The 21,793-nt window shown below is 30.4% G+C and carries 12 protein-coding genes and 1 CRISPR repeat array; of the genes, 5 read left to right on the top strand and 7 right to left on the bottom strand.

Annotated features, from left to right (window positions below):
* Window positions 1-238: 238 nt before the first annotated feature.
* The 3 genes from NHF47_RS06965 to cas9 all read left to right on the top strand — a co-directional run bounded on the left by NHF47_RS06965 (window position 239) and on the right by cas9 (window position 8,661).
* Window positions 239-2,455: a TonB-dependent receptor gene (locus NHF47_RS06965; protein ID WP_252764244.1), complete on the top strand. Its 2,217-nt coding sequence runs from the start codon at window positions 239-241 to the stop codon at window positions 2,453-2,455.
* A gap of 215 nt (window positions 2,456-2,670) precedes the next feature.
* Window positions 2,671-4,098 (top strand): site-specific integrase, encoded by a 1,428-nt coding sequence (locus NHF47_RS06960; RefSeq protein ID WP_252764243.1) that lies wholly within the window; start codon window positions 2,671-2,673, stop codon window positions 4,096-4,098.
* Window positions 4,099-4,290: 192 nt separating this feature from the next.
* On the top strand, window positions 4,291-8,661 hold the full coding sequence (cas9, locus tag NHF47_RS06955; RefSeq protein WP_252764242.1) for a type II CRISPR RNA-guided endonuclease Cas9: 4,371 nt from the start codon (window positions 4,291-4,293) through the stop codon (window positions 8,659-8,661).
* Window positions 8,662-8,793: 132 nt separating this feature from the next.
* Window positions 8,794-9,354: direct repeats of the CRISPR family, unit length 36 nt; unit sequence GTTGTGGTTTGATTAAAGTTTGGAAAACACGATATT.
* A 112-nt stretch (window positions 9,355-9,466) separates the two neighbouring features.
* On the opposite strand, the gene cas2 is transcribed toward cas9, so the two are convergent.
* Together cas2 and cas1 are read right to left on the bottom strand one after the other, a co-directional pair.
* Window positions 9,467-9,796 carry a CRISPR-associated endonuclease Cas2 gene (gene cas2, locus NHF47_RS06950; RefSeq protein ID WP_252764241.1) on the bottom strand — a complete coding sequence of 110 codons (330 nt, stop codon included), beginning with the start codon at window positions 9,794-9,796 and terminating at the stop codon, window positions 9,467-9,469.
* The gene (gene cas1 / locus NHF47_RS06945) at window positions 9,787-10,722 is read right to left on the bottom strand and encodes a type II CRISPR-associated endonuclease Cas1 (protein WP_252764240.1); all 936 of its coding nucleotides are present in this window, start codon (window positions 10,720-10,722) and stop codon (window positions 9,787-9,789) included. Before cas1 ends, cas2 begins: the two co-directional genes overlap by 10 nt.
* A gap of 431 nt (window positions 10,723-11,153) precedes the next feature.
* On the opposite strand from cas1, the gene NHF47_RS06940 reads away from it, so the two are divergent.
* Window positions 11,154-11,627, top strand: coding sequence for a hypothetical protein (locus NHF47_RS06940; protein WP_252764239.1), 474 nt, complete (start codon window positions 11,154-11,156; stop codon window positions 11,625-11,627).
* Window positions 11,628-11,790: 163 nt separating this feature from the next.
* On the opposite strand, the gene NHF47_RS06935 is transcribed toward NHF47_RS06940, so the two are convergent.
* A complete protein-coding gene (locus NHF47_RS06935; protein ID WP_308219259.1) occupies window positions 11,791-12,498 on the bottom strand; it encodes an IS1 family transposase in 708 nt (235 codons plus the stop codon).
* Window positions 12,499-12,773: 275 nt separating this feature from the next.
* Here NHF47_RS06935 and NHF47_RS06930 point away from each other — a divergent pair, with 275 nt between their 5' ends.
* Window positions 12,774-12,911, top strand: coding sequence for a hypothetical protein (locus NHF47_RS06930; RefSeq protein WP_252764238.1), 138 nt, complete (start codon window positions 12,774-12,776; stop codon window positions 12,909-12,911).
* Between the two features lie 67 nt (window positions 12,912-12,978).
* Here the strand turns inward: NHF47_RS06930 and NHF47_RS06925 are convergent, their stop codons facing one another.
* From NHF47_RS06925 to NHF47_RS06910, 4 genes are all read right to left on the bottom strand, one after another.
* Entirely contained in the window at window positions 12,979-13,530 is a 552-nt protein-coding gene (locus NHF47_RS06925) for a hypothetical protein (protein ID WP_252764237.1), read from the bottom strand.
* 10 nt (window positions 13,531-13,540) lie between these two features.
* Window positions 13,541-16,909 carry a DUF6443 domain-containing protein gene (locus NHF47_RS06920; RefSeq protein WP_252764236.1) on the bottom strand — a complete coding sequence of 1,123 codons (3,369 nt, stop codon included), beginning with the start codon at window positions 16,907-16,909 and terminating at the stop codon, window positions 13,541-13,543.
* Between the two features lie 11 nt (window positions 16,910-16,920).
* Window positions 16,921-20,304: a hypothetical protein gene (locus NHF47_RS06915; protein ID WP_252764235.1), complete on the bottom strand. Its 3,384-nt coding sequence runs from the start codon at window positions 20,302-20,304 to the stop codon at window positions 16,921-16,923.
* A 12-nt stretch (window positions 20,305-20,316) separates the two neighbouring features.
* A partial coding sequence (locus NHF47_RS06910) for a T9SS type A sorting domain-containing protein (RefSeq protein ID WP_252764234.1) occupies window positions 20,317-21,793 on the bottom strand: 1,477 nt, incomplete at its 5' end.

The raw sequence follows: 21,793 nt of genomic DNA, 5'->3' as shown, positions 1-21,793 counted from the left end.
TGAATATTTATCTAATTGGTAGTACTTTTGTATTCACTAACCTACTAAATATTTACCATGAAGAAACAATACCGTCTTGTACTATTGTTAGTACTCATATTGCTATTGATTATCATATTACTTATTTTGAATTGAAAAATAAATATCCATTTTTTTCTAAATTAATCTTAATTCAACTCTAAAACTAAAGTTTCATGTATCTTTGTCCGATTTTTAAAAATTATAAACTCAATACCCTATGAAACTTGCTTTCTATATCTTTTTCTTTCTTTTTGGATACTCCATAAATGCACAAACAATCACAGGAAAAATTGTAGACGAAAAACAAAAACCAATTCAGGAAGCTTATATTCTTAATAAAAGCACTGATAAACATTCACATTCTAATGAAAATGGAGATTTTACTTTAGAAAATGTTAGCATAGGAGATATTATTCAAATTTCATTTGTAGGTTATCAAACTCAACAAATCGAAATAAAGAACCTTAGCAATACTTTATATATTATTCTAATAGAAAAAGCAATTAACTTAGATGAAATTGTTATTTCTCCCAAAATAAATGCATTACATATTATAACTGATATCGACATCCAAACAAATCCTGTAAACTCTTCTCAAGATGTTTTAAGAAAACTACCTGGATTATTTATTGGCCAACATGCTGGTGGTGGAAAAGCAGAACAAATATTCCTTAGAGGTTTTGACATCGATCATGGTACAGATATAAATATAACTGTTGATGGCCTTCCTGTAAATATGGCTTCACATGCCCATGGACAAGGATATGCGGATTTACATTTTGTTATACCTGAAACCATCGAAAAAATAGATTTTGGAAAAGGACCTTACTATCAAAATAAAGGTAATTTTACAACTGCTGGTTACGTTGATTTTATGACTAAAGAGCGATTAGATCAAAGTTTCATAAAACTAGAGTCCGGACAATTTGATACGTATCGATTATTAGGTATGTTCAATCTAATAAATAGCAATAAACATAATGCTTATATTGCTACGGAATTTTTATCTTCTGACGGTCCTTTCGAAAGTCCTCAAAACTTTAATAGAACCAATCTTTTTGGAAAATATTCAGGCTATTTAACAAGTAAAGATAGATTAGGCGTTACAATTTCTCATTTTGATAGCAAGTGGGATGCATCGGGTCAAGTACCACAAAGAGCTGTAGATAGTGGTTTAATTTCGCGATTTGGCTCCATAGACGATACTGAAGGTGGTAATACATCAAGAAATAATGTTTTGGTTAATTATGACAAAACAATTGATGAGAATACAACAATTAGAAATAAAGTTTATATGAGTCAGTATGATTTTGAGCTGTATTCTAATTTTACTTTTTTCTTGGAAGACCCAATCAATGGAGATCAAATAAAACAAAAGGAAAATCGAATCATTTATGGCTTCAATTCGGATTATGAGGAATCTTTCCTAAAAGAAAAATTTAAAGGAAGTTGGCAAGCTGGAATAAGTTTACGTAACGATCAAAGCAAAAAAGTTGAATTATCACATACTTTAAACAGGACTGAAGTTTTAGAACAAATTCAATTAGGAAATATTAATGAAACTAATTTAGGTGCTTATCTAGGAACAACAATAGATGTTAACAAATGGACTTTTAATCCTTCCGTAAGATTAGATTATTTCAATTTCCAATACAATGATGCTTTGCTTACTACATATAAAACACAAGAAGAAACGAAGGCAATTGTAAGCCCAAAATTTAATATTCTTTATAACCCATCAGAACAATTACAATTGTACTTAAAAACAGGAAAAGGATTCCATTCAAACGATACTCGAGTTGTAGTTACTGAACAAGACAAAAAGACATTACCAGCCGCATATGGATTTGATTTAGGTTATATTTGGAAACCAACACCAAAAATGGTAGTAAACATGGCATATTGGTATTTATATTTAGATCAAGAATTTGTATATGTTGGAGATGCAGGAGTTGTAGAACCAAGTGGAAAAACACATCGTCAAGGAATTGATTTAAGCTATCGTTACCAACCCACCAATTGGTTATTTTGGAATTTAGATGCCAATTATACCTATGCTAGATCTATCGACGAACCAAAAGGAGAAGATTACATTCCATTAGCTCCCGATTTTACTCTAGTAAGTGGTTTGAATTTCATTTTCAAATCAGGTTTATATGGAAGTATAAACGCACGCCATTTAGCTGATAGACCTGCAAACGAAGACAATTCAATTGTAGCAAAAGGATATACGGTTACTGATTTTAATGCAGGTTACAAATGGGAAAAAATAAGTTTAGGAATTCAGATTCAAAATCTTTTTGATGTAGAATGGAATGAAACACAATTTGCTACCGAATCAAGATTACAATCTGAATCGCAACCAGTAGAAGAAATACATTTTACTCCTGGAACACCATTTTTTATAAAAGCAATGATTCAATATAATTTTTAATAAAAAAGAAAATAATAACCCAATTTCGGAATACAAAAACGCATACGATTTGGTGTTTTTTAAGGCAAATTTCAAAATATAAGTTACTGAATATCAATAGTAAAATTTTAACTATCTGATTTCATAACCCTGAGGTCACGGGTTCAACTCCCGTCTTCGCTACTAGATTTTATCTATTGAAAATAAACGGTTTAGGTTTCTAAATCGTTTTTTTTATGTCCAATTTTTTACCAGCATTACACAAGGTATACGATTTAGTATACGATTCAGTATACGGTTTTGACAAAAAATTAAATTATATTGCAATGAATTTTAGCAATAGTTCTAAAGAAAAAATAATGTCAAAGCCTAATTTTTCTATCCCAAAAATTTATACAGGTGGTGTTTCTATTACCGATTGGAAACTACTTTCTAAACAAGAACAACAGAATGCATTGAAAAAAGACTGGTATGTGTATTATAGCTTTCGGTCTCCTGAAACAGATAAATTAGTTCGACAAACTCCTATAAAAGGTTACGCTAACTCTTATAAAACAAAAAGAGAACGTATTATGTATTTAACTGTTATGCGAGATGCTTTAGAATTATTATTAAAAAATGGAGCAAATCCTTATACCGATAATGATTTTTCCTACTTATATCAAAATGATGATGAAAAACCAGCTAAAAAAGACTCTTTAAAAGTTGAAAAAGAGATAAAACGAAAAAAAACGGACACAAAAGAGAACATCATAATTGATTCTAAAGAAAAAATTATAACTATACAAGAAGCTTTTGAAACGGTTTTAAAATTAAAAAAGAATGTAATGAACACTACTTCTTTTAATAGTTATCAATTACGAATTCATAAATTCCTAAATAGTTTACCAAATACTTCTGACGACATCAAAAGTATTACAAAAAAAGATGTAATACAGTTTTTAAACACCATTCTTCAAAACACAAGTCCAAGAAACCGAAACAACTATAGAACCGATTTAAATTCATTTTTTAATGAACTAGAAAACAATGAGTATATTTCTAATAACTTTATAACAAAGATTAATGTTTTAAAAGCAGTACCTGAAAGAAACAAAACTTTCAGTGATAAAACCCAAGAAGATATATATACATTTTTAGAGAATAGAAACCCTACTCTACTCCTATTTATTAAATTTATTTCTTATAATTTTTTACGTCCAGTAGAAGTTTGTAGATTAAAAGTAAAAGATATTGATGTAAACGAACGAAAAATTTATGTACGAGCAAAAAATCAACCTATAAAAATTAAAATCATTCCTGATATTTTAATAAAAGATTTACCCAATTTAAAACTACTTGAATTAGATAACTATTTATTCACCCCTTATGGTTATGGGCAAGAATGGGAAGCTGAAGAAAATAATAGAAGAGATTATTTTAGCAAACTATTTAATAAAGAGGTTAAAAAAGAATTCAATTTAAATCAAGACTATGGTTTATATAGTTTCAGACATACTTTCATTACACGACTTTATAGAAAATTACGTGAAAACAATCCTCAACATGTTGCCAAAAGTAATTTAATGCTAATTACAGGTCACAGTACGATGACTGCATTAGAAAAATATTTAAGAGATATTGATGCAGAATTACCTACTGATTATTCTAATTTGTTAGAATAAAAAAAAGTCCCACCGAAGCAGGACTAAAGATTTTCATCTACGGCATATAGCCTTATTGTGATAAGATTAAAGTTTGGAAATTTTAATCTAAAACAAATATAAGTAAAAGTTTTCTAGTTGATTTACGTTTTTTCGTAATGTTCTTAATTTTCTTTTCTTTATTTTTAAGAAATGATTTAAAAAGGATATTCAATGACGAAAATTTTAGGATTAGATTTAGGTACAAACTCAATTGGTTGGGCAATTGTAAATAAAGATGAAAATAACTTTAATCTTTTAGATAAAGGAGTTAGAATATTTTCAGAAGGAGTGAAATCTGAAAAAGGAATCGAAAGTTCACGTGCTGCTGAGAGAACAAGTTACAGAAGCGCAAGAAAATTAAAATATAGAAGAAAATTAAGAAAGTATGAAACATTAAAAGTACTCTCGAAAAATGAGATGTGTCCTTTATCGATTAAAGAAGTGGAGGATTGGAAAAAAAGCGGTTTTAAAAATTATCCTTTAAATCCAGAATTTTTAAAATGGTTGAGAACAAATGAAGATAAAAATATTAATCCTTATTTTTTCAGAGATAAAGCAAGTAAGCAAAAAGTTACGCTTTATGAATTAGGTAGAGCATTATATCATATAGCTCAAAGACGTGGTTTTTTAAGTAATAGGTTAGATCAATCCGCTGAAGGAATTTTAGAAGAACATTGTCCTAAAATTGAAGCAATTGTTGAGGATTTAAATTCTTATGATGAAATTCTTGAAAATTTGAGAGAATATTTTTTTGAGACTGGAATTCTTGACGCTAATGAAAAAAGTGGCTTTGCAAAAGATTTAGATGAAGGTGATAAAAAATTAGTGTCTTTATATAAATCAATTCAAGCAATTATTAAGAAGAATGATACTGATTTTGAAAAAGGGAAAGCAGAAATTACTGAACGATTAAATAAAAAAGATGTTTTAGGAAAAGTAAAAGGTAAAATAAAAGATATTTCCCAAGCTATGACTGATGGAGGTTTTAAAACTTTAGGTCAGTATTTTTTTAGTTTGTACAGTAAAGAAAAAATTAGAAATCAATATACTTCAAGAGAAGAACATTACCTCGAAGAATTTATAACTATTTGTAAAATTCAAGGAATTGATTCTATTAACGAAAAAGAACAATTACCTGAAAAGAAATTCGATGGATTGGCAAAAGATTTATACAAAGCTATTTTTTTTCAAAGACCTTTAAAATCTCAAAAAGGTTCAATAGGCAAATGCTCTTTTGAAACCAGTAAATCTCGCTGCTCTGTTTCACATCCTGATTTTGAAGAATATAGAATGTGGAATTATTTGAATACGATTAAAATTGGAACTCAAAATGAAAAGATATTACGTTTTTTAACTCAAGAAGAAAAACTAAAATTAGTTCCAAAATTCTACAGAAAAAATGATTTTAATTTTGAAGTTTTAGCAAAAGAATTAGTCGAAAAAGGAGCAAGTTTAGGTTTTTATAAATCTTCTAAAAAGAACGAATATTTTTATTGGTTTAATTACAAGCCTACAGATACAGTTTCAGCTTGCCAAGTTTCAGCATCTTTGAAAAATGTAATTGGAGAAGATTGGAAAACAAAAACGTTTAATTATAAAACTTTAAATGCTAAAAAAGAAGAAGTAACAAAAATAGTTGATTATAAAGATTTATGGCATTTATTATCTGTTGCAACTTCGGATGTTTATTTGTATGAATATGCAAAAGAAAAACTAGGTTTTGATGATAAAAGTGCTAAAGCTTTTAGTAAAATTAAATTGAAAAAAGATTTTGCAAGTTTAAGTTTAGCTGCAATTTCAAAAATTCTTCCTTATATAAAAGAAGGATTATTGTATTCTCATGCTGTTTTTATGGCAAATATTGAAAATATTGTAGATAAAAGTATATGGAATGATGTTGAACAAAGAAAATATATTCAAACCAAAATTGCTGAAATTGTAGAAAATTACACTTTTGATAAGAATCAATTAGAAATAATTAACGGACTTATAAAAGAAGCCAAATTAAAAGATGAATATTATTCTAAAGAAGCTGAGAATCTTTATAAAACAGATTTAGTTGGAAAATTAGTTTCATTTTATAAAAACCATTCTATTGAAAACGAAATTGACCAAAAAACTATTATTGATAATTTATTTCCCATTTTTATTGGGCAATTAAAAAAATATGAATTTATAAAAGTTAAAAGATTAGATGAAAAAGTTTTAGATTTTCTCTCTGGTCAAAATGAAGATGGAGAAGTTTTTTGTAGTAATCCAAAACAATTAAAAAAACTATATCATCCATCAGATATTGATGTTTTCAAAAAGAAAATCATTAAAGATGAATTTGGAAATGAAAAAGTAGTTTTAGGAAGTCCCTTAACGCCATCAATAAAAAATCCAATGGCAATGCGAGCTTTACATCAATTACGTAAAGTTTTAAACACATTGATTTTGGAAGGTCAAATTGATAAAAACACAAGAATTCATATAGAAATGGCTCGCGAATTAAACGACGCCAACAAAAGAAAAGGTATTCAAGATTATCAAAATGAAAATAAAAAGTTTAGAGAAGATGCTATTAAAGAAATCAAAAAACTCTATTTTGAAGAATGTAAAAAAGAAGTTGAACCAACAGAAGATGATATTTTAAGATATCAATTGTGGGTTGAACAAGGTAAATGTGAAATTTACGAACAAGGTAAAAATATTAGCATTTGTGATATAATTGGTAATAATCCTGCGTATGATATTGAACATACGATTCCAAGAAGTATTTCTCAAGATAACTCTCAAATGAACAAAACACTTTGTAGTCAACGTTTCAATAGAGAAGTTAAAAGAAATAAAATGCCTATTGAATTATCTAATCATTCCGAAATTTTACCAAGAATTGCTCATTGGAAAGAAGAAGCTGATAATTTATCAAGAGAAATCGAAATTATTAGTCGTTCAATTAAAGCTGCAGCAACCAAAGAAGTTAAAGATAAAAAGATAAGAAGAAGACATTACTTAACCTTAAAGCGAGATTATCTTCAAGGGAAATACGACCGTTTTATTTGGAAAGAACCAAAAGTAGGATTTAAGAATAGTCAAATTCCTGATACTGGAATTATTACTAAGTATTCACAAGCTTATTTAAAGTCCTATTTTAAAAGAGTAGAAAGTGTAAAAGGTGGAATGGTCGCTGAGTTTAGAAAACAATGGGGAATTCAAGAAAGTTATAAAGACGAAAATGGATTCAAACATTATAAAGAAAAAGATAGAAGCAAACATACACATCACACAATTGATGCTATTACAATTGCTTGCATGACAAAAGATAAATATGATGTTTTGGCAAAAGCATGGACATCTGAAGATAAACAAGATAAGCAAAAAGCAAAAGCTCTTATGTCAGAAGCAAAACCATGGAAGACTTTTAAAGAAGATTTAGAAAAAATTGAAAATGAAATATTAGTTTCACATTTTACACCAGACAATGTGAAAAAACAATCAAAAAAGATTTTAAGAGTTAGAGGGAAAAAGCAATATGTAGCAGAAATAGAAAGAGATGTAAATGGGAAAGCAATTCCTAAAAAGGATAGTAATGGCAAAATTATTTACAAACTAGATAAGAAAGGAAAAAAACTTCCAAGATTCCAGCAAGGTGATACCATTAGAGGATCTTTGCATCAAGATAGCATTTATGGAGCCATTAAAAATCCATTGAATACCGAAGAAATTCGCTATGTAATTCGCAAAGATTTAGAAAGTTTAAAAGCTAATGATATTGAAAATATTGTGGATGAAATGGTAAAAGAGAAAGTTAAAGAAGCTGTTGTAAATAAAGTTTTATTGATTTCATCTAACGCGCAACAAAAGAATAAAATGAATGGAGTTGTTTGGATGAATGAAGAAAAACAGGTACCAATAAACAAAGTTAGAATTTATGCTAACTCTGTTAAAAATCCTTTAGAAATAAAAGAACATAGTTTGCTTTCAAAATCAAAACACGAACACAAACAAAAAGTGTACGGTCAAAATGATGAAAACCATGCAATGGCAATTTATGAATTAGACGGTAAAAGAGAATTTGAATTAATCAATAATTTCAACGTCGCCAAACTTTTAAAACAAGGTCAAGGGTTTTATCCTTTACATAAAGAAAAAGAAATAAAAGGTGAAAAAGTTTTAGTTCCAATTGAAAAAAGAAATAATAAAGATGTTGTTTTAAAAAGAGGACAACAAGTTGTTTTTTATGATAAAGATGTTGAAAATCCTAAAGATATCAAAGAAATAATTGATTTTAAAGGAAGGATTTATATTATTGAAGGTTTGTCAATTCAAAGGATTGTAAGACCTTCTGGAAAAGTTGATGAATATGGAGTTATAATGCTAAGATATTTCAAAGAAGCTAGAAAAGCTGATGATATTAAAAAGGATAATTTCAAACCAGATGGAGTTTTTAAATTAGGGGAAATTAAACCAACAAGAAAAATGAATCACAATCAATTTAATGCATTTGTTGTGGGAATTGATTTTAAAGTTTTACCAACAGGAAAATTTGAGAAAATATAAATAATTTCTTTTTGTTCATTGACATAATTTTTCAAGTTCATAAACAGCTCAAACCACAACATATTTTTCACATAATCAATTTGTTGTGGTTTACAAACACCAAATATTTATTTTTAAATAAGCGTGTTTGTGAATTTCATTTGATTAAAGTTTGGAAAACACGATATTTTTTTAATTCAATTAACGACACATTTACAGGTTGTGGTTTGATTAAAGTTTGGAAAACACGATATTAAAAATTATATAGTTTGTTCCTTGATAAAGTTGTGGTTTGATTAAAGTTTGGAAAACACGATATTATAAGAGTAGATATATCAAAAGGAGATGAGGTTGTGGTTTGATTAAAGTTTGGAAAACACGATATTTCTAGTACTGATACAATCCTTTTAGATCAGGTTGTGGTTTGATTAAAGTTTGGAAAACACGATATTCAACCACATGAGTATTACAAGCACTTTGAAGTTGTGGTTTGATTAAAGTTTGGAAAACACGATATTACTGATTCTCCATTTGTTTCTACACCTTGGTTGTGGTTTGATTAAAGTTTGGAAAACACGATATTTTTACGAGAAATCTTAATGTTTCTTCTTGCGTTGTGGTTTGATTAAAGTTTGGAAAACACGATATTTTGATTGATTTATATTATGATTATGCTAAGTTGTGGTTTGATTAAAGTTTGGAAAACACGATATTAGTTGACTCTTTATCTTCTAATTATCAATAAATTAAACTAAAATATCGAAAGAAAAAATGCCTCTTTTTTAAATTGATAAGTTACAATTGAGGCATTTTTTGTTTTCTAAAATTAAAACAATTCTAATTGTGTAGGTTGTGGTTCTTTAGGTACTTCTGCTTTACCCCAAAAATTTAAAATATTTCCAAACTGTTTATCTGTTATTCTTAAAACACTCACTTTTCCTAAAGGTGGTAATAAATTATGGATTCTTTTTTCATGTACATCTGCACTTTCACTACTAGCACAATGTCTTACATAAACAGAATATTGCATCATGGAAAAACCATCTTTTAAAAGATTATTTCTAAATCCAGAAGCATTTTTTCTATCTCTTTTTGTTTCAGTTGGTAAATCAAAAAATACAAATAACCACATAATTCGGTAACCATTTAACTCCATAATTTTGGATATTTTATTTTTTTTCTCTCTCCTGTAAAACATTGTTGTAAGGAACTTGCCGTTTTTTGTAAGGCAACCATTAATGGACTTTTCTCATCCTTGAAATATACTGTTCTTGTTAAAAGCTGTAGTAATTCCGCTTTAATTTGTGTATTAAGTTCTTGTTCCTTATATTGTTTTATTATTTCAGAAACTTTTTCATCTACTAAAGGTCGAAAAGGTTCCATTATATCATCTGCAAGAGCAAAAGCATTATATTTACTCTTATGATGAATTCCTAGCGTATTCAGCAAGCCACTACCTGATAAAGCTCTTGCAGTTGCTGCTCTTAAAATGGCATAACCATAATTGAGAAAGTTATTTGGATATTTTCCAAAACGTTCTCTTCTAAAATCATTTTCTCCTACCGATTGGTCATTATTAAAATCAAAAAATGTTTTCCAGTAAAAATTAGCGGCAACACCTTCCATATTAGAAGTATCTCCACTTAAAACTTTTGAAGCTAAAAACTCAAAATTATTCTTTTTACCACTCACCTTTTCTAAAAGAATTCCTTGGTTTATTATTTTTTCAATTATCGTTTGTTGCCATAGCTGTTTCTTTAATGGTACACTCGCATTAATTTGATTCTTAAAAATCTCTTGTTGAATATGATGACTATTTAAATTTAAAAGCATCCCATTTGGCAAATGATTATTTGTATTACAAAATATTACTGCTGTGTTGTTATCAACTAACTGGTTGATTGCTGGTATACTTATAAATACTTCAGCGTGATCAATTAGTATATAACCGATATCCTCTATTGGAATTACACTTTGTCTGATTTCAGATTGTAATACTAGTTGTAAGTTTTTAGTTGTAATAGATGTTTTATTCTCAATTAAAATCGATTTTTTAAGCATTTTTATTACTAATATACTCATTTTCAATATAATAAATTTACTAAAAACCGTAAAAAGGACATGATTTTAACATTTAAACATCAAGTAATACAAGAAATTTAAAATCCTTGAAAATCTTGGAAAATGTTAGATAATCCTGTAAAATGTTGGAAAATCCTCGCAAATCCTTGCAAATCCTTGCAAATCCTGACAACATTATTTTTTATTGAAATAACTTTTGAAAAAATTTAAGGAAATAAATAGTTGACATCCAATACAGCATATGAAGTTTTTTTAGCTCTTTCTAATGAAGAAAGAGAAAAATTCTTAATGCTGATAACGAAACATCAAGCTAGTATCTCTAAAAAACTTAGTAAAAAAAGAAATACTATTGATTTTAATAAAGAAGATGCTATTAAATACCTAATAGAAACCATTTTCAAAAAAAGTAAAATTAAAAAACACCATTCATTATGAAAAATGAAAGCATTACCCTTCGACTAGAAAAGGATCTTAGAGAAAAACTAGAGTTAATTGCCTTAGAAGAAAATTGCAACTTATCAAAAGTTATAAGAATGCAACTGGTAAAGAATACTAGAGAAAAAAACAATACCGACATGAATGAAATGCATCTTTCTTTTATGTTTAATCCACATTTTAAAATAGCCATTAGTTGCATGTATTTTATTGCTACAAAAAATGTAACTCTGATTAATAATCAGAATTTAAAAGTGCTTCAATATAGTATTAATGAAGTGTTGTCTTTTGAAAATTTACCCGATTATTTATTTTCAGATTTTGAAACTTTAATAAATCTATTAAATTATTGTCTTACAAACAACATTAGCCTAGAGCAAGTTAATTTAGATAGTTACTCTAGTGTTTTTTACTCTGTTTTCAGATATCTTTTTAATATCTCAATGCAAAATATTACTGAAACCCTATAATCTGCTAAAACGTATTACAAAATAAGGTAAAATTTTAAAAATGTATTACAAAATTGTAATACATTTTTTTTATAATAGATAGATTATAAAACTAAGAGTTATAGAGTTAATATAGACATCCACAACTTTATACAATTACAAGATAAGAGTTATAGAAAATAACTCAACTCCAGAAATAAATGCGTAATACACATTGCAACTGTATGTAACTTCTAGAAAAACAAATGGTTTTGCGTTGCAATCGTTTTAAATGGGTTCGCATAGACAAATTATTTCTTTCAATTTGATTCGTACCAAAACGTGTTACTCTATGTATTACTTTATTTATTAAAGATTTATAATGTACTAATCCATCAGTGTAAATGGCTTTTGGTGTTGAAAGTAATAATGAATTAGTTACATATTGAATGGTTCTTTTGGTTCTTCTTCCTAAAGTAAAACTCACCACTCGCTTTGTTTTCCTTTCTATAGCATACACTATCCATATGGGTTTGTCTTTTCTTTTTAAATAGCAACGCATTTCATCAACTTCATAGCTTTTATTTTTGAAGAAAATAGGATTCTGAATCTTTTTAGCAATAGTAATTATTCTTTTTAAAATAGTTGTCGTTGCAATTTGCAACACTCTTGCAATACTTCTTATTCCCAAACCTTCTTTTATAAATTGGATAATTTTAGCATTTGTATTTCCTTTATAAGCATTATAGCTATAATAATCAATACATCTTTTGTTGCAACTTTTACAATAGAACTGTTGCTTGTTGTTTTTAGTAAAACCATTTTTAATTAAATTTTTAGTGTTACAATAAGGGCAAATACCCGTATCACTAATTCTAATACACAAGGTTGTCTTTTTTACCATTTTTTCCATTTTAAGAACTTTAAACATAAAAAAAGATGAACTATATAGTTCATCTTTTTTACAATTATTTTTTAATTCTTATTGATTATCAATCAATTAAATACTCACAAACCATCCATCACTAAATTTGACACATTACCACTAGATACTAATACTTTAAATCGTATCCTAGAAGTACAACAACTGCCCGATGATGTAAAAGATAAACTTTTTTACTTTATTGATATGACTATAAGAGATTATAAAGCTAAACAAGCTTATAAATAAAACCAAACAATATTCCTATGATAGCATTAAAAATGAAAACAGAAATACTTGTACCTAAACATGATTTAAATACTTCTTTCTTTATTGGTTTAGGTATTCTTCTTTTTATTATAGTAGTAGCCATGTATTTAGAAAAGAAAAAACAGAAGATATAGTTAAACCCTATAAAACAACAAAACCACTCTTTTCCAGAGTGGTTTTGTTGTTTCTAATTAAAACTGTTTAATTATCTTCCCATTGTTTTAACACTTTTCGTTGCATGTCTTCTGATTTCCAGATTTCTATTTTATAAAAATCATTATCACTATCATGTGCTAAATCAGTTTCTTTAACACTTGAAAAATTAAGACCATAAACCCTTACTCTATATTTCCCGCATTCTACTTTTATAGAAAGCTCTAAATTATTATCAGGGCAATTTAAAATTTGTAGTTCTCCCGATTTTATATTAATTCCTCCTTCCACAATATGGTCATATAAATCAAAGTTTATGTCTGTTGTTGGCTTATCCAATATTGTTATTTCCCCTTTTATATTTCCATAGCTTTGTGTTCCTACTCCAATTATACCATCATCAAGAGCTAATCTGTTTATAATTGCCTCCTCAGACCAAAACTCAGCTGAGCCTGTATCACCATTACTTCCTTTGTCTTCAATGTAAAATTGATTATACTCTGTATAAAAATTAAACTGGGTTTTATTCATTTTTTCATTTTTATTAATTGAACAAGAAAATAAAATATAAGCTAACAATAATAAAATTAATTTTCTCATAAATCTTTTTTTAAGGCGTAATTAATACACCACAACCTAAACACTCCCAACTTGCCAATGCTACTATCACCTTATATATCACATAACCAGCAACAACTGTACCCGCAGCTGTAGCAACCCCTCTTGGTGTAATTAAAGGAGATATTTTTTCAGGTTCTGGTAATGGATTTCTAAAAGGTGCTGGTACTGGAACTGGATCTGGAATAACATTGTCAGGTTCTTTATCTTTTGGCACAGGAATAACCATAAAAGCATCACCAGTCTTTAAATTCAAACTTTTATACAAAATTCCTAAACTCCCACCTTGAGATCTATTTTCTGCTGAAGGAACATAGGTAACATCTGCTCCTTTACCACCTTCAAATGTTGACGCATAAGGATATTCATCTCTTTGAAATCCAGACTTAATTGGAAGTGACTTTGTTGCTTCATATCTTCTTTTTATTCTTCGTGACATATCAGCATCATAATGCAATATATCTGGTTTCCCATTTCTAAAAGCATTTAATGTATGCTTATATATGTTTGGTGTTTTTGATTCTTCTACAAAATGAAATCCTTTTATACCACCTGTTTCTTGAATTTGTTCCTTTAATGCTCCAAAAGCGATTTGTGCATCTCTACCTGTAAATCTTACACCCCCTTCAATATTTACAATTTCTCTACCATCAGGGTCAATATAACGTAGTGGGTTGTTAATACAGTAATTGTACGGAGACCATCTTCTTGATTTCTCTGCCAGCGGGTCTATATTCATCCAACGTCCAAGAGTTTGGTCATAGTTTCTAAAACCGTAGTCATATAAGTTTAAAGAAAGTTCATCCTGATATTCTTTGGAGTTATAGCGATACTGGTATGCATTCGTAGAAGTATAAGTATTATGTTTTAATCCAAAAGGGTAATATTCATTCTCTTCTACAATTTCATCAATATCAATGGTACCGTTACTATCTGCATCTTTATAGCTTAATCGTATATTGCCTAAATGATCTGTATAATTAAACACATATTTGTAACTACTACTCTCTTTTTTCACATATCCTTCTGCATGGGGAAAGAATTGTAAAACACTGTTTTCATATTGAAAACCTCCTGCTAAATAAGTAGTAGTTGTTACTATTGTATTTTCTGTCACTTTTTTAACTACTTTTTGTCCTGTAGCATTGTAAAGATATTCAATTTTATTGGTTCCAAAAACAATTTCTGTTGGTAAATTTAAATGGTTATATAAAATATTGGTAATGCCTTTATTATCATCACGGGTCATATTACCATTGGCATCATAACCATATTCAGTATTATTATTTGCTCCATCCTTAAATCCTTGTGGCGAGGTGGTTGCATCTGATACTTTAACTAATAAATTTTTGTTATTAGTATCATAGGTATAAACCAATTCATCAATTGGATTGGGCAATCCACCTGTAATGCCTCCATTTCGCTCTAAAGTTTGAATGTTTCCATTTTTATCATATGACAAACTTTCATTGTAAGCCTTCCCATTATTAGTAGTTAAATTAGGCGTTAAATAACTTGCTTCTGTTAAGCGATTCAAATCATCATAGCTATAATTGTATTTTTTGAGGGAACCAAATTTACTTTTCCAATAGGTACCTGAAATATTACCATTATAAAGTGCTTCTGATTGAAAATCATGTGTTCCTAAAGACTGATAATCATTATAATTGATTTTAAAAGCAAATAAATCGCTTCCAGTGCCAACGGTAGTTACATCGTTGATACTTTTCAACCAACCTCTTATGTTATAGGTATAATCAATCGTTTGAAGTCCAGTAGTTCCAGTACCACCTACATTTTTACTCGTTAATTGCCCAAGCTCATCATAGGTGTTTTTAGCAATTAATTGTGCACTCCCACCATTAATTTGTTGGGTATGCAAGTCCAAAAGATCTTGAGCCGTATAAAAGAAATTATCTCTTACCGTAAGTGCTGCAGCATTGGTATCGTACTTGTGGGTTGTTATTGTGTATTCCGTTTTTCCTGCCCAATCCAGTTTGCTATCTACTTGTGTAAAACCACCTAAATGGTTGCTAGCATAAGTGCGTACAGGTCTGTAATATTCATCGTATAACGTATAGCTAGTTTCAGAAGCATTGGGGTTATTCACATCCAATACTTTTGTCCAAGAGCCTGTTGGTAATCCTTTTACATTGGTAATCGTATTTTGTCCTTCTACTTGTGAAGGAATTGGATTAGGCGCTCCTGAATAGGTATACGTATCATAATAATTTTTGGTCAAAACGTCATTGACACTCAATGCAAAAGGAGTACCTCCTGAATTGATACTATTTTGAAAACTGGCTCTATCGGTAGCTGAAACGGCTACTTGTTTCCAACCCGTTTGCGTTACTCTACCCAATACATCGTACTCAGTTATCATCCAACCCACAGTGTTACCACCATAAGGTGTAAAAGCTGGTCCCGTAGCAACAGGTCTGTCTAATTTGTCATATACGATATATTCCCATTGTTTGCCTGGTAGTTTCTTTTCTACCAAACGGTTGCGGTAATCGTATTTGTATTGGTATCCCAAATTATCCAAAGTGCTTTGATCACTAGCTCCTTCCGCTAATGGTGGAATGACGTACGTAAGATTACCAAATTGATCGTATACATAATAGGTATCGTAGGCTTCACTATTATTATAGGTTCGTTTTAAAACCACTTGACCTTCTTTGTTTTTAAATTCTTCAGTCGTATGGTTTTTAGTCGTTCCACTATGATTTTCATCTTTGGTGATGGTTTTATACAATTCATTGTCTGCATAAACACCTAAATTATTCAATACCGGATTGTAAATTTTATTACTCTCCTCACCATTCCAACTTGAGGTAGCTGTAAAGAATTTCACAGCATCAGCACTGGTATTGGTTTGGTAATCAAATTTAATTTCTTTGCCTTCTCCCATTGCCCAATCATTTCCAGGAGCAGCTTGTTTCAGCACACGACCTAAAGGTGAGGGCTCTAACTGTTTCTCGCTAAAAGGGTTGGTAGTTCCTCCATTATAAGAACCATAAAAAGAAGTCAGTTCAGAAGCTACTATAGTTGGATCCGAATAATCTAAGGAAGCTGTACCATTTGCATAAGGCAAATACTCTTTGATTTGACGACCAAAAGCATCGTATTCAATATGGGTAATAATGTCTTTACTCGAGTTGGACTGTTTGTGCGCTACTTGTTGAATAGGACGACCTAATCCATCAAAATAGTTTACTTGAACCACAGCATCAGCAGGATTGGTTACATCTACTGTTTCTATGGTAGATGCTTTTTTATAAGTGGTAGTTTTTATATAATTCTGATCTTGACCTAAAGCAAGAAAAGGAATTAAGGCTATTATAAATAATAATTTCTTCATTTGATTTTGCTTTAGTCTTTATAATGATATTCGTTTTCACTCAGTTTGTTACCATTTTTATCTTCGACATATTTCAATCGGTTAAAGGCATCGTAAAAATATTTAATACGATTTCCTTTAGGATCGGTAATTGTACTTATTCCTATAGAGGGTTTATAGGTATAGGTGGTTACCATAGCATTAGGTAAAGCCGTTCTTAAATTATCTAAAGCGGTGTTTAAATTTGTTTCATTAGTACCATTAGATAGCGTTTGTAAATTCGCTTCATAGGGTTGTACTTGTGCGTACGTAGCATTTTCTATTTTGGCAATGGGTTGGGTTTTATTATAACCCCAAATATAAGTAATCGGTATACCATCTTCTTGTTGCACCTCTATGGGATTACCATTAGTGGAATCTACTAAGTTATATTTTACTCGAGTTTCTAGGATATTGGTTCCTTTTCCAACTTTTATGAATTCTGGAGCCACTAAACCATCTCCCCAATCTTTAAAGGTAGTCTCTTGTAAACCTACTTTCAATCCGTTTTTATAGGTCTTGGTCAGTAGAGGAATACCTGTCATATGTTTATCGATAAGCAACTGATTGTTAGTGTCTTCTGCGTACTCATAAGTCGTTCTTAAAGTAGTATTAGAAGCATGTGTTGTTACTTGTTCGGTTACTTGTTGGTGTGCATCGTTATCATACTTGTATTCAGTCTCCGTAACTACATTACCCGTATCAAAATAATCGGTTGTAGTTGTTTTTCCAATACCAACAAAACCGCCTGTCATAAAGAAGGTTTTGTAATATAGATAATAATCATAACCATCATAGGTAACTAAATCCGAATTAGCTGGCGGAAAGGTTTCATCTGTCCAATATTTATCCACATTAAGATTAGGTTCATCCACATAAGACCGAACAGCAACAAAGTAAGGGATTCTATAAAACCCATTGTCTTTTCTATACCTATACTTGCTATCTGTAATATTATAACTCATTGGTATCGTATACACTGGAGGAAAACCAGTATAATCGGCTTCACCCATTTGCGCTAAATCACTTCCTGGAGGTGCGTCTGTATTGTATTCCGAATCTCTAAAACCATAAGTATATCGATTTTCAATTTGCCTTTTGATTTGGTATTGTTGGTTTACAAAACTGTAATGTCTTTCTTTTAATAAAAGCCCTCTAAGCCACTCGTTATCTGTAGGTATGTTATAAGGGAAAATCCAATAATCGCCTGTGTCTTCTAAATCGGTAAACGTATAGATAGACTTGCCAATATTATCTGTTTTAGTACCTGTATATTCTGTTACCTGATTGTATACAACAGAATTCCCTTGAAAAGCACTAATTGGACTACCATGACCCGAACCATAACGCTCAGTAATATAAGCAGTTGTACCGTTTAAATCCACTTTCTTTTTTATTGCATAAAAATCAGGTAAACCGTTTAAATGTCCTGAAAGTTTACCATCATCTGTTTTGTATTCATATTCCTTTCGAAAAGCCAAAACATTGGTATCGGTATACTTTTCAATCTTCTTAATTCGTTTTCCACCTGCAAAAAAAGCATTGCTACTGTTTTCAACCATTTGAATTTCTTCACTCCATTGGAATATCAAATTGAAACCATTATCCATATCCGTGGGATCATAATTGGCCATCTGTGGATCAACACGCATATAATAATCCCCCGCAGGTAAAGAAGTGGTAATACTTTTATTACTTCCAGGAGATAAAAAGATGGAAACATTCAACTGACGACTAACCGATTTAATCCAAACTCTAAATTTACAATCCATTTCGGTTCCATTCTGACAAGCGGCATTATCTGTAAACCACATGGTATATTTAAAATCCAAAGCATTTTCTCCAATGGTAAATGGTTTTATGTACTTGGTACCATCGTAATAGGCAGCGCTCTCCAAATTAGAAAGTCCTACAACAGTATCTTTTGTAGGATTGGGATAACCTCCAGCTAAAATTACTTCGTCAATTTTATTGGTTCTATTTACTACGTTATCTTCATAAGTATATTTAGTATAACCACCTGTAGGATATGTAATTTTATTTAACAAACCTATTCCGCAAAGACTAGGGTTAACTCTTCTATCACCTGTACCTGATTCTAAAGGAAGAATAAAAAGATTGTTATTAGATCCATTGTAATACCCCCAAATGTCTTTTGAGTTGGAATGTCTATTAGGCATTGGACTACTCAAATCATACTCAAAAGTATAGGTATTTGTATCATTGGCATCCAGAAGATTCACTTCTTCCACACTTGCTAAAAACAATCTTTTTCTAGCGTGAGGATCGGCATTATACAAATAAGGTAATATATTTTGTGAGGCTGTATTATTGGAATAAAAATAATTTAATTTCATCTTTTTGATTATCTTATTTTTATTATTATATACAATAATCCATTCTAATTTTCTACCATAGTCAATATCCTCTCTTGCATTTGGATCGGTACTATATTCAAAAACGATTTTTCCTTTTTCAAAAATGATTTGTTCTATCGCATTTTCATCCGCTCTTGTTTTAGAAAAGTAAGACCTAATAATACCATCTTGTTCTTTATTATCGTAATTTCTTTTATAATAGATTGCACTATTTTGAACATATTTGAATTGTATTACTGATTTATTAGCCGTTTCAATATCGGTTAAATACCAACCACTAATATCATCTGTACCATTACCATTATTTATTTCTATAGACAAACCTTGATCGAACTTGGCAATAAAGTTTTGTAGGGCTGCTTCTTTAGAAAATTTATTTTCTGCTCCAAAAATGTACTTGTTGCCTTTATTATCAGTAATCTTAAAATTCCCAACTAAAGTGGACTCTAATTTTATTCCCTTACTTTGATTTTGAATAACAGGTTTTTTATCTACATAGTCGAACATAAATTTACCACTTCCTCCTGGAAAAGAGTAAAAAAACTGATCTGGTGTATAATAGTCGAAGTTATTATCACCAACAGCTTGAGCTGTAAAAATTTGCAATCTAGTATCTCTACTGTCAAAAGCACCATTTAAAAGGTTGCCTTCAGCTCCTAAAAGGCCATTTTCATCAGGTATGCCTCTCACTTGTCGAGAAATAATTCCTACTCCATTAAGCGCCCAGCCTAATCCTACATTTGAAGCCACTTCATCTACTTTAATTCCTCTGGCATGATAATCTAAACTAATAGGAATACTCACTCCATCTTGTACAATGGTATAAATAGGAATACTTATCGAAGGCAATCCGTTAGAATAATTAACGGGTGTATCAATAAATTTGGTTAATTGGGAGACTTCTGGTGTAGGTGAAACTACTTGCGGTACATCTTGTGCAAATGCAAAGCAAGTGCATAGCAATAGTCCTATTGTTTTTATGGTTTTGATATATTTCATGGTAATGTAGTCTTATTTTTTAATCACTTTTACGCTTCCTTTTTCGGTATTGGTTTTTATTTCAACCAAGTAAATCCCTTGTGGTAGGTTACTTACTTCAATAGGAATCGTACGGTCGCCTTGTAACGTTTGGGTTTGTAAGCTTCTTCCGTTTAAGTCGTATACGGTAGCTGTTCCTGTTTCGTATTCAAAGTTTACGATAATATTGGTAAAACTAATCGCTGGATTTGGCATTGCCTCTACCTTGATTTTTAGTTCTTCTTCTTTTTCTTTATCGCGTAGTTTTACTACCCAAAAGTCACTGCCTCCTTTGGCTGATTTTTTATCTCTTGAAGCGCTTCCTTTGGAAGTTCCTGCTAAAAGATAGCCACCATCTCTAGTTTCTAGGAGTTTCTTCAATACTTCATCCCCTTTACTACCTACCGTTTGACTCCAAATCTCTTCTCCTTTCACATTGATTTTTAAAGCGATATAATCGTTAATCCCTTCTTTATCTGAGCTTTTTAGCTTCCCTCCTTTGGAGGAATTGAGGGAGGCTTCACTTTGCGCATAACCACCAATTAAATAACTACCGTCTTTGTTTTCTACAATAGAGGTAAGCACATCAATTTTACCATAGTTATAGGTTTCTTGCCAATCGATTGCACCTTTCTCATCCAATTTTAAGACCCAAAAATCACTTCCATTTTGACTGGATTTTGATTTGGAATTCGTAGCACCCGAATTGGAATTTCCACCCACGATAAAACCACCATCTTTAGTTTGCGATAAAGCGAATAAGTTATCGTCTTTATCACCACCTAAAGTGCGTTGCCATTCGATAGTTCCCGCTTCATCTAATTTGACTATCCAATAATCGCCTAAACCAAAATTCGCTTCTGTTTTATCTCCAGAAGCAGGGGAATTGGAATAACCACCTAAAATATAACCACCGTCTTTGGTTTGAGAAATACTTTTTAATTCGTCTACATATTGACCACCAATGGTTTTTTGCCATTGCATGCTACCATCGGCTTTTAGTTTTACAATCCAAAAATCTAAATTTCCTCTAGAATCTTCGCTTTTACCAAAAGGATTCTTTTCTAAATCGGCTGAAGTATTTGAGCTAGAAGTACCTCCTAAAATGTAGCCCCCGTCTTTAGTCTGAGTAATACTCAATAGTTTTTCCATACCACTACCGCCAATGGTTTTTTGCCACAATTCCTGACCTTTAGCGTTTAATTTAATCACCCAAAAGTCTTCCTGACCTTTGCAGTCTTCTCGTTTATCGATGCCTTTATTAGAAGAAGAAGTACCTCCTAATATAAAACCACCATCGCTAGTAATGGCAATACTTTGCAACAAATCGACTTGGTTACCTCCAAAGCTTTTCTGCCAATCGAGGTTCCCTTTTTCGTCCATTTTCCAAAGCCAATAATCTAAATCGCCTTTGTTGTGGTCTTCTTTATTTCCGTTTTTACCAGAAATAGAGCATCCTGCCAGAATAAAA

Origin of the sequence: Flavobacterium sp. NRK F7 (genome assembly GCF_024054195.1) — a bacterium.
Classification (GTDB): domain Bacteria; phylum Bacteroidota; class Bacteroidia; order Flavobacteriales; family Flavobacteriaceae; genus Flavobacterium.
This window is presented reverse-complemented; position numbering and strand designations above follow the sequence as displayed.

Bases quoted from the DNA above. Each gene is read 5' to 3' on its own strand.
- NHF47_RS06915 (WP_252764235.1), bottom strand. From the start codon at position 20,304: ATGAAATATATCAAAACCATAAAAACAATAGGACTATTGCTATGCACT.
- cas2 (WP_252764241.1), bottom strand. From the start codon at position 9,796: ATGGAGTTAAATGGTTACCGAATTATGTGGTTATTTGTATTTTTTGAT.
- cas1 (WP_252764240.1), bottom strand. From the start codon at position 10,722: ATGAGTATATTAGTAATAAAAATGCTTAAAAAATCGATTTTAATTGAG.
- NHF47_RS06930 (WP_252764238.1), top strand. From the start codon at position 12,774: ATGATAGCATTAAAAATGAAAACAGAAATACTTGTACCTAAACATGAT.
- NHF47_RS06965 (WP_252764244.1), top strand. From the start codon at position 239: ATGAAACTTGCTTTCTATATCTTTTTCTTTCTTTTTGGATACTCCATA.
- NHF47_RS06935 (WP_308219259.1), bottom strand. From the start codon at position 12,498: ATGGAAAAAATGGTAAAAAAGACAACCTTGTGTATTAGAATTAGTGAT.
- NHF47_RS06960 (WP_252764243.1), top strand. From the start codon at position 2,671: ATGTCCAATTTTTTACCAGCATTACACAAGGTATACGATTTAGTATAC.
- cas9 (WP_252764242.1), top strand. From the start codon at position 4,291: ATGACGAAAATTTTAGGATTAGATTTAGGTACAAACTCAATTGGTTGG.
- NHF47_RS06920 (WP_252764236.1), bottom strand. From the start codon at position 16,909: ATGAAGAAATTATTATTTATAATAGCCTTAATTCCTTTTCTTGCTTTA.
- NHF47_RS06940 (WP_252764239.1), top strand. From the start codon at position 11,154: ATGAAAAATGAAAGCATTACCCTTCGACTAGAAAAGGATCTTAGAGAA.
- NHF47_RS06925 (WP_252764237.1), bottom strand. From the start codon at position 13,530: ATGAGAAAATTAATTTTATTATTGTTAGCTTATATTTTATTTTCTTGT.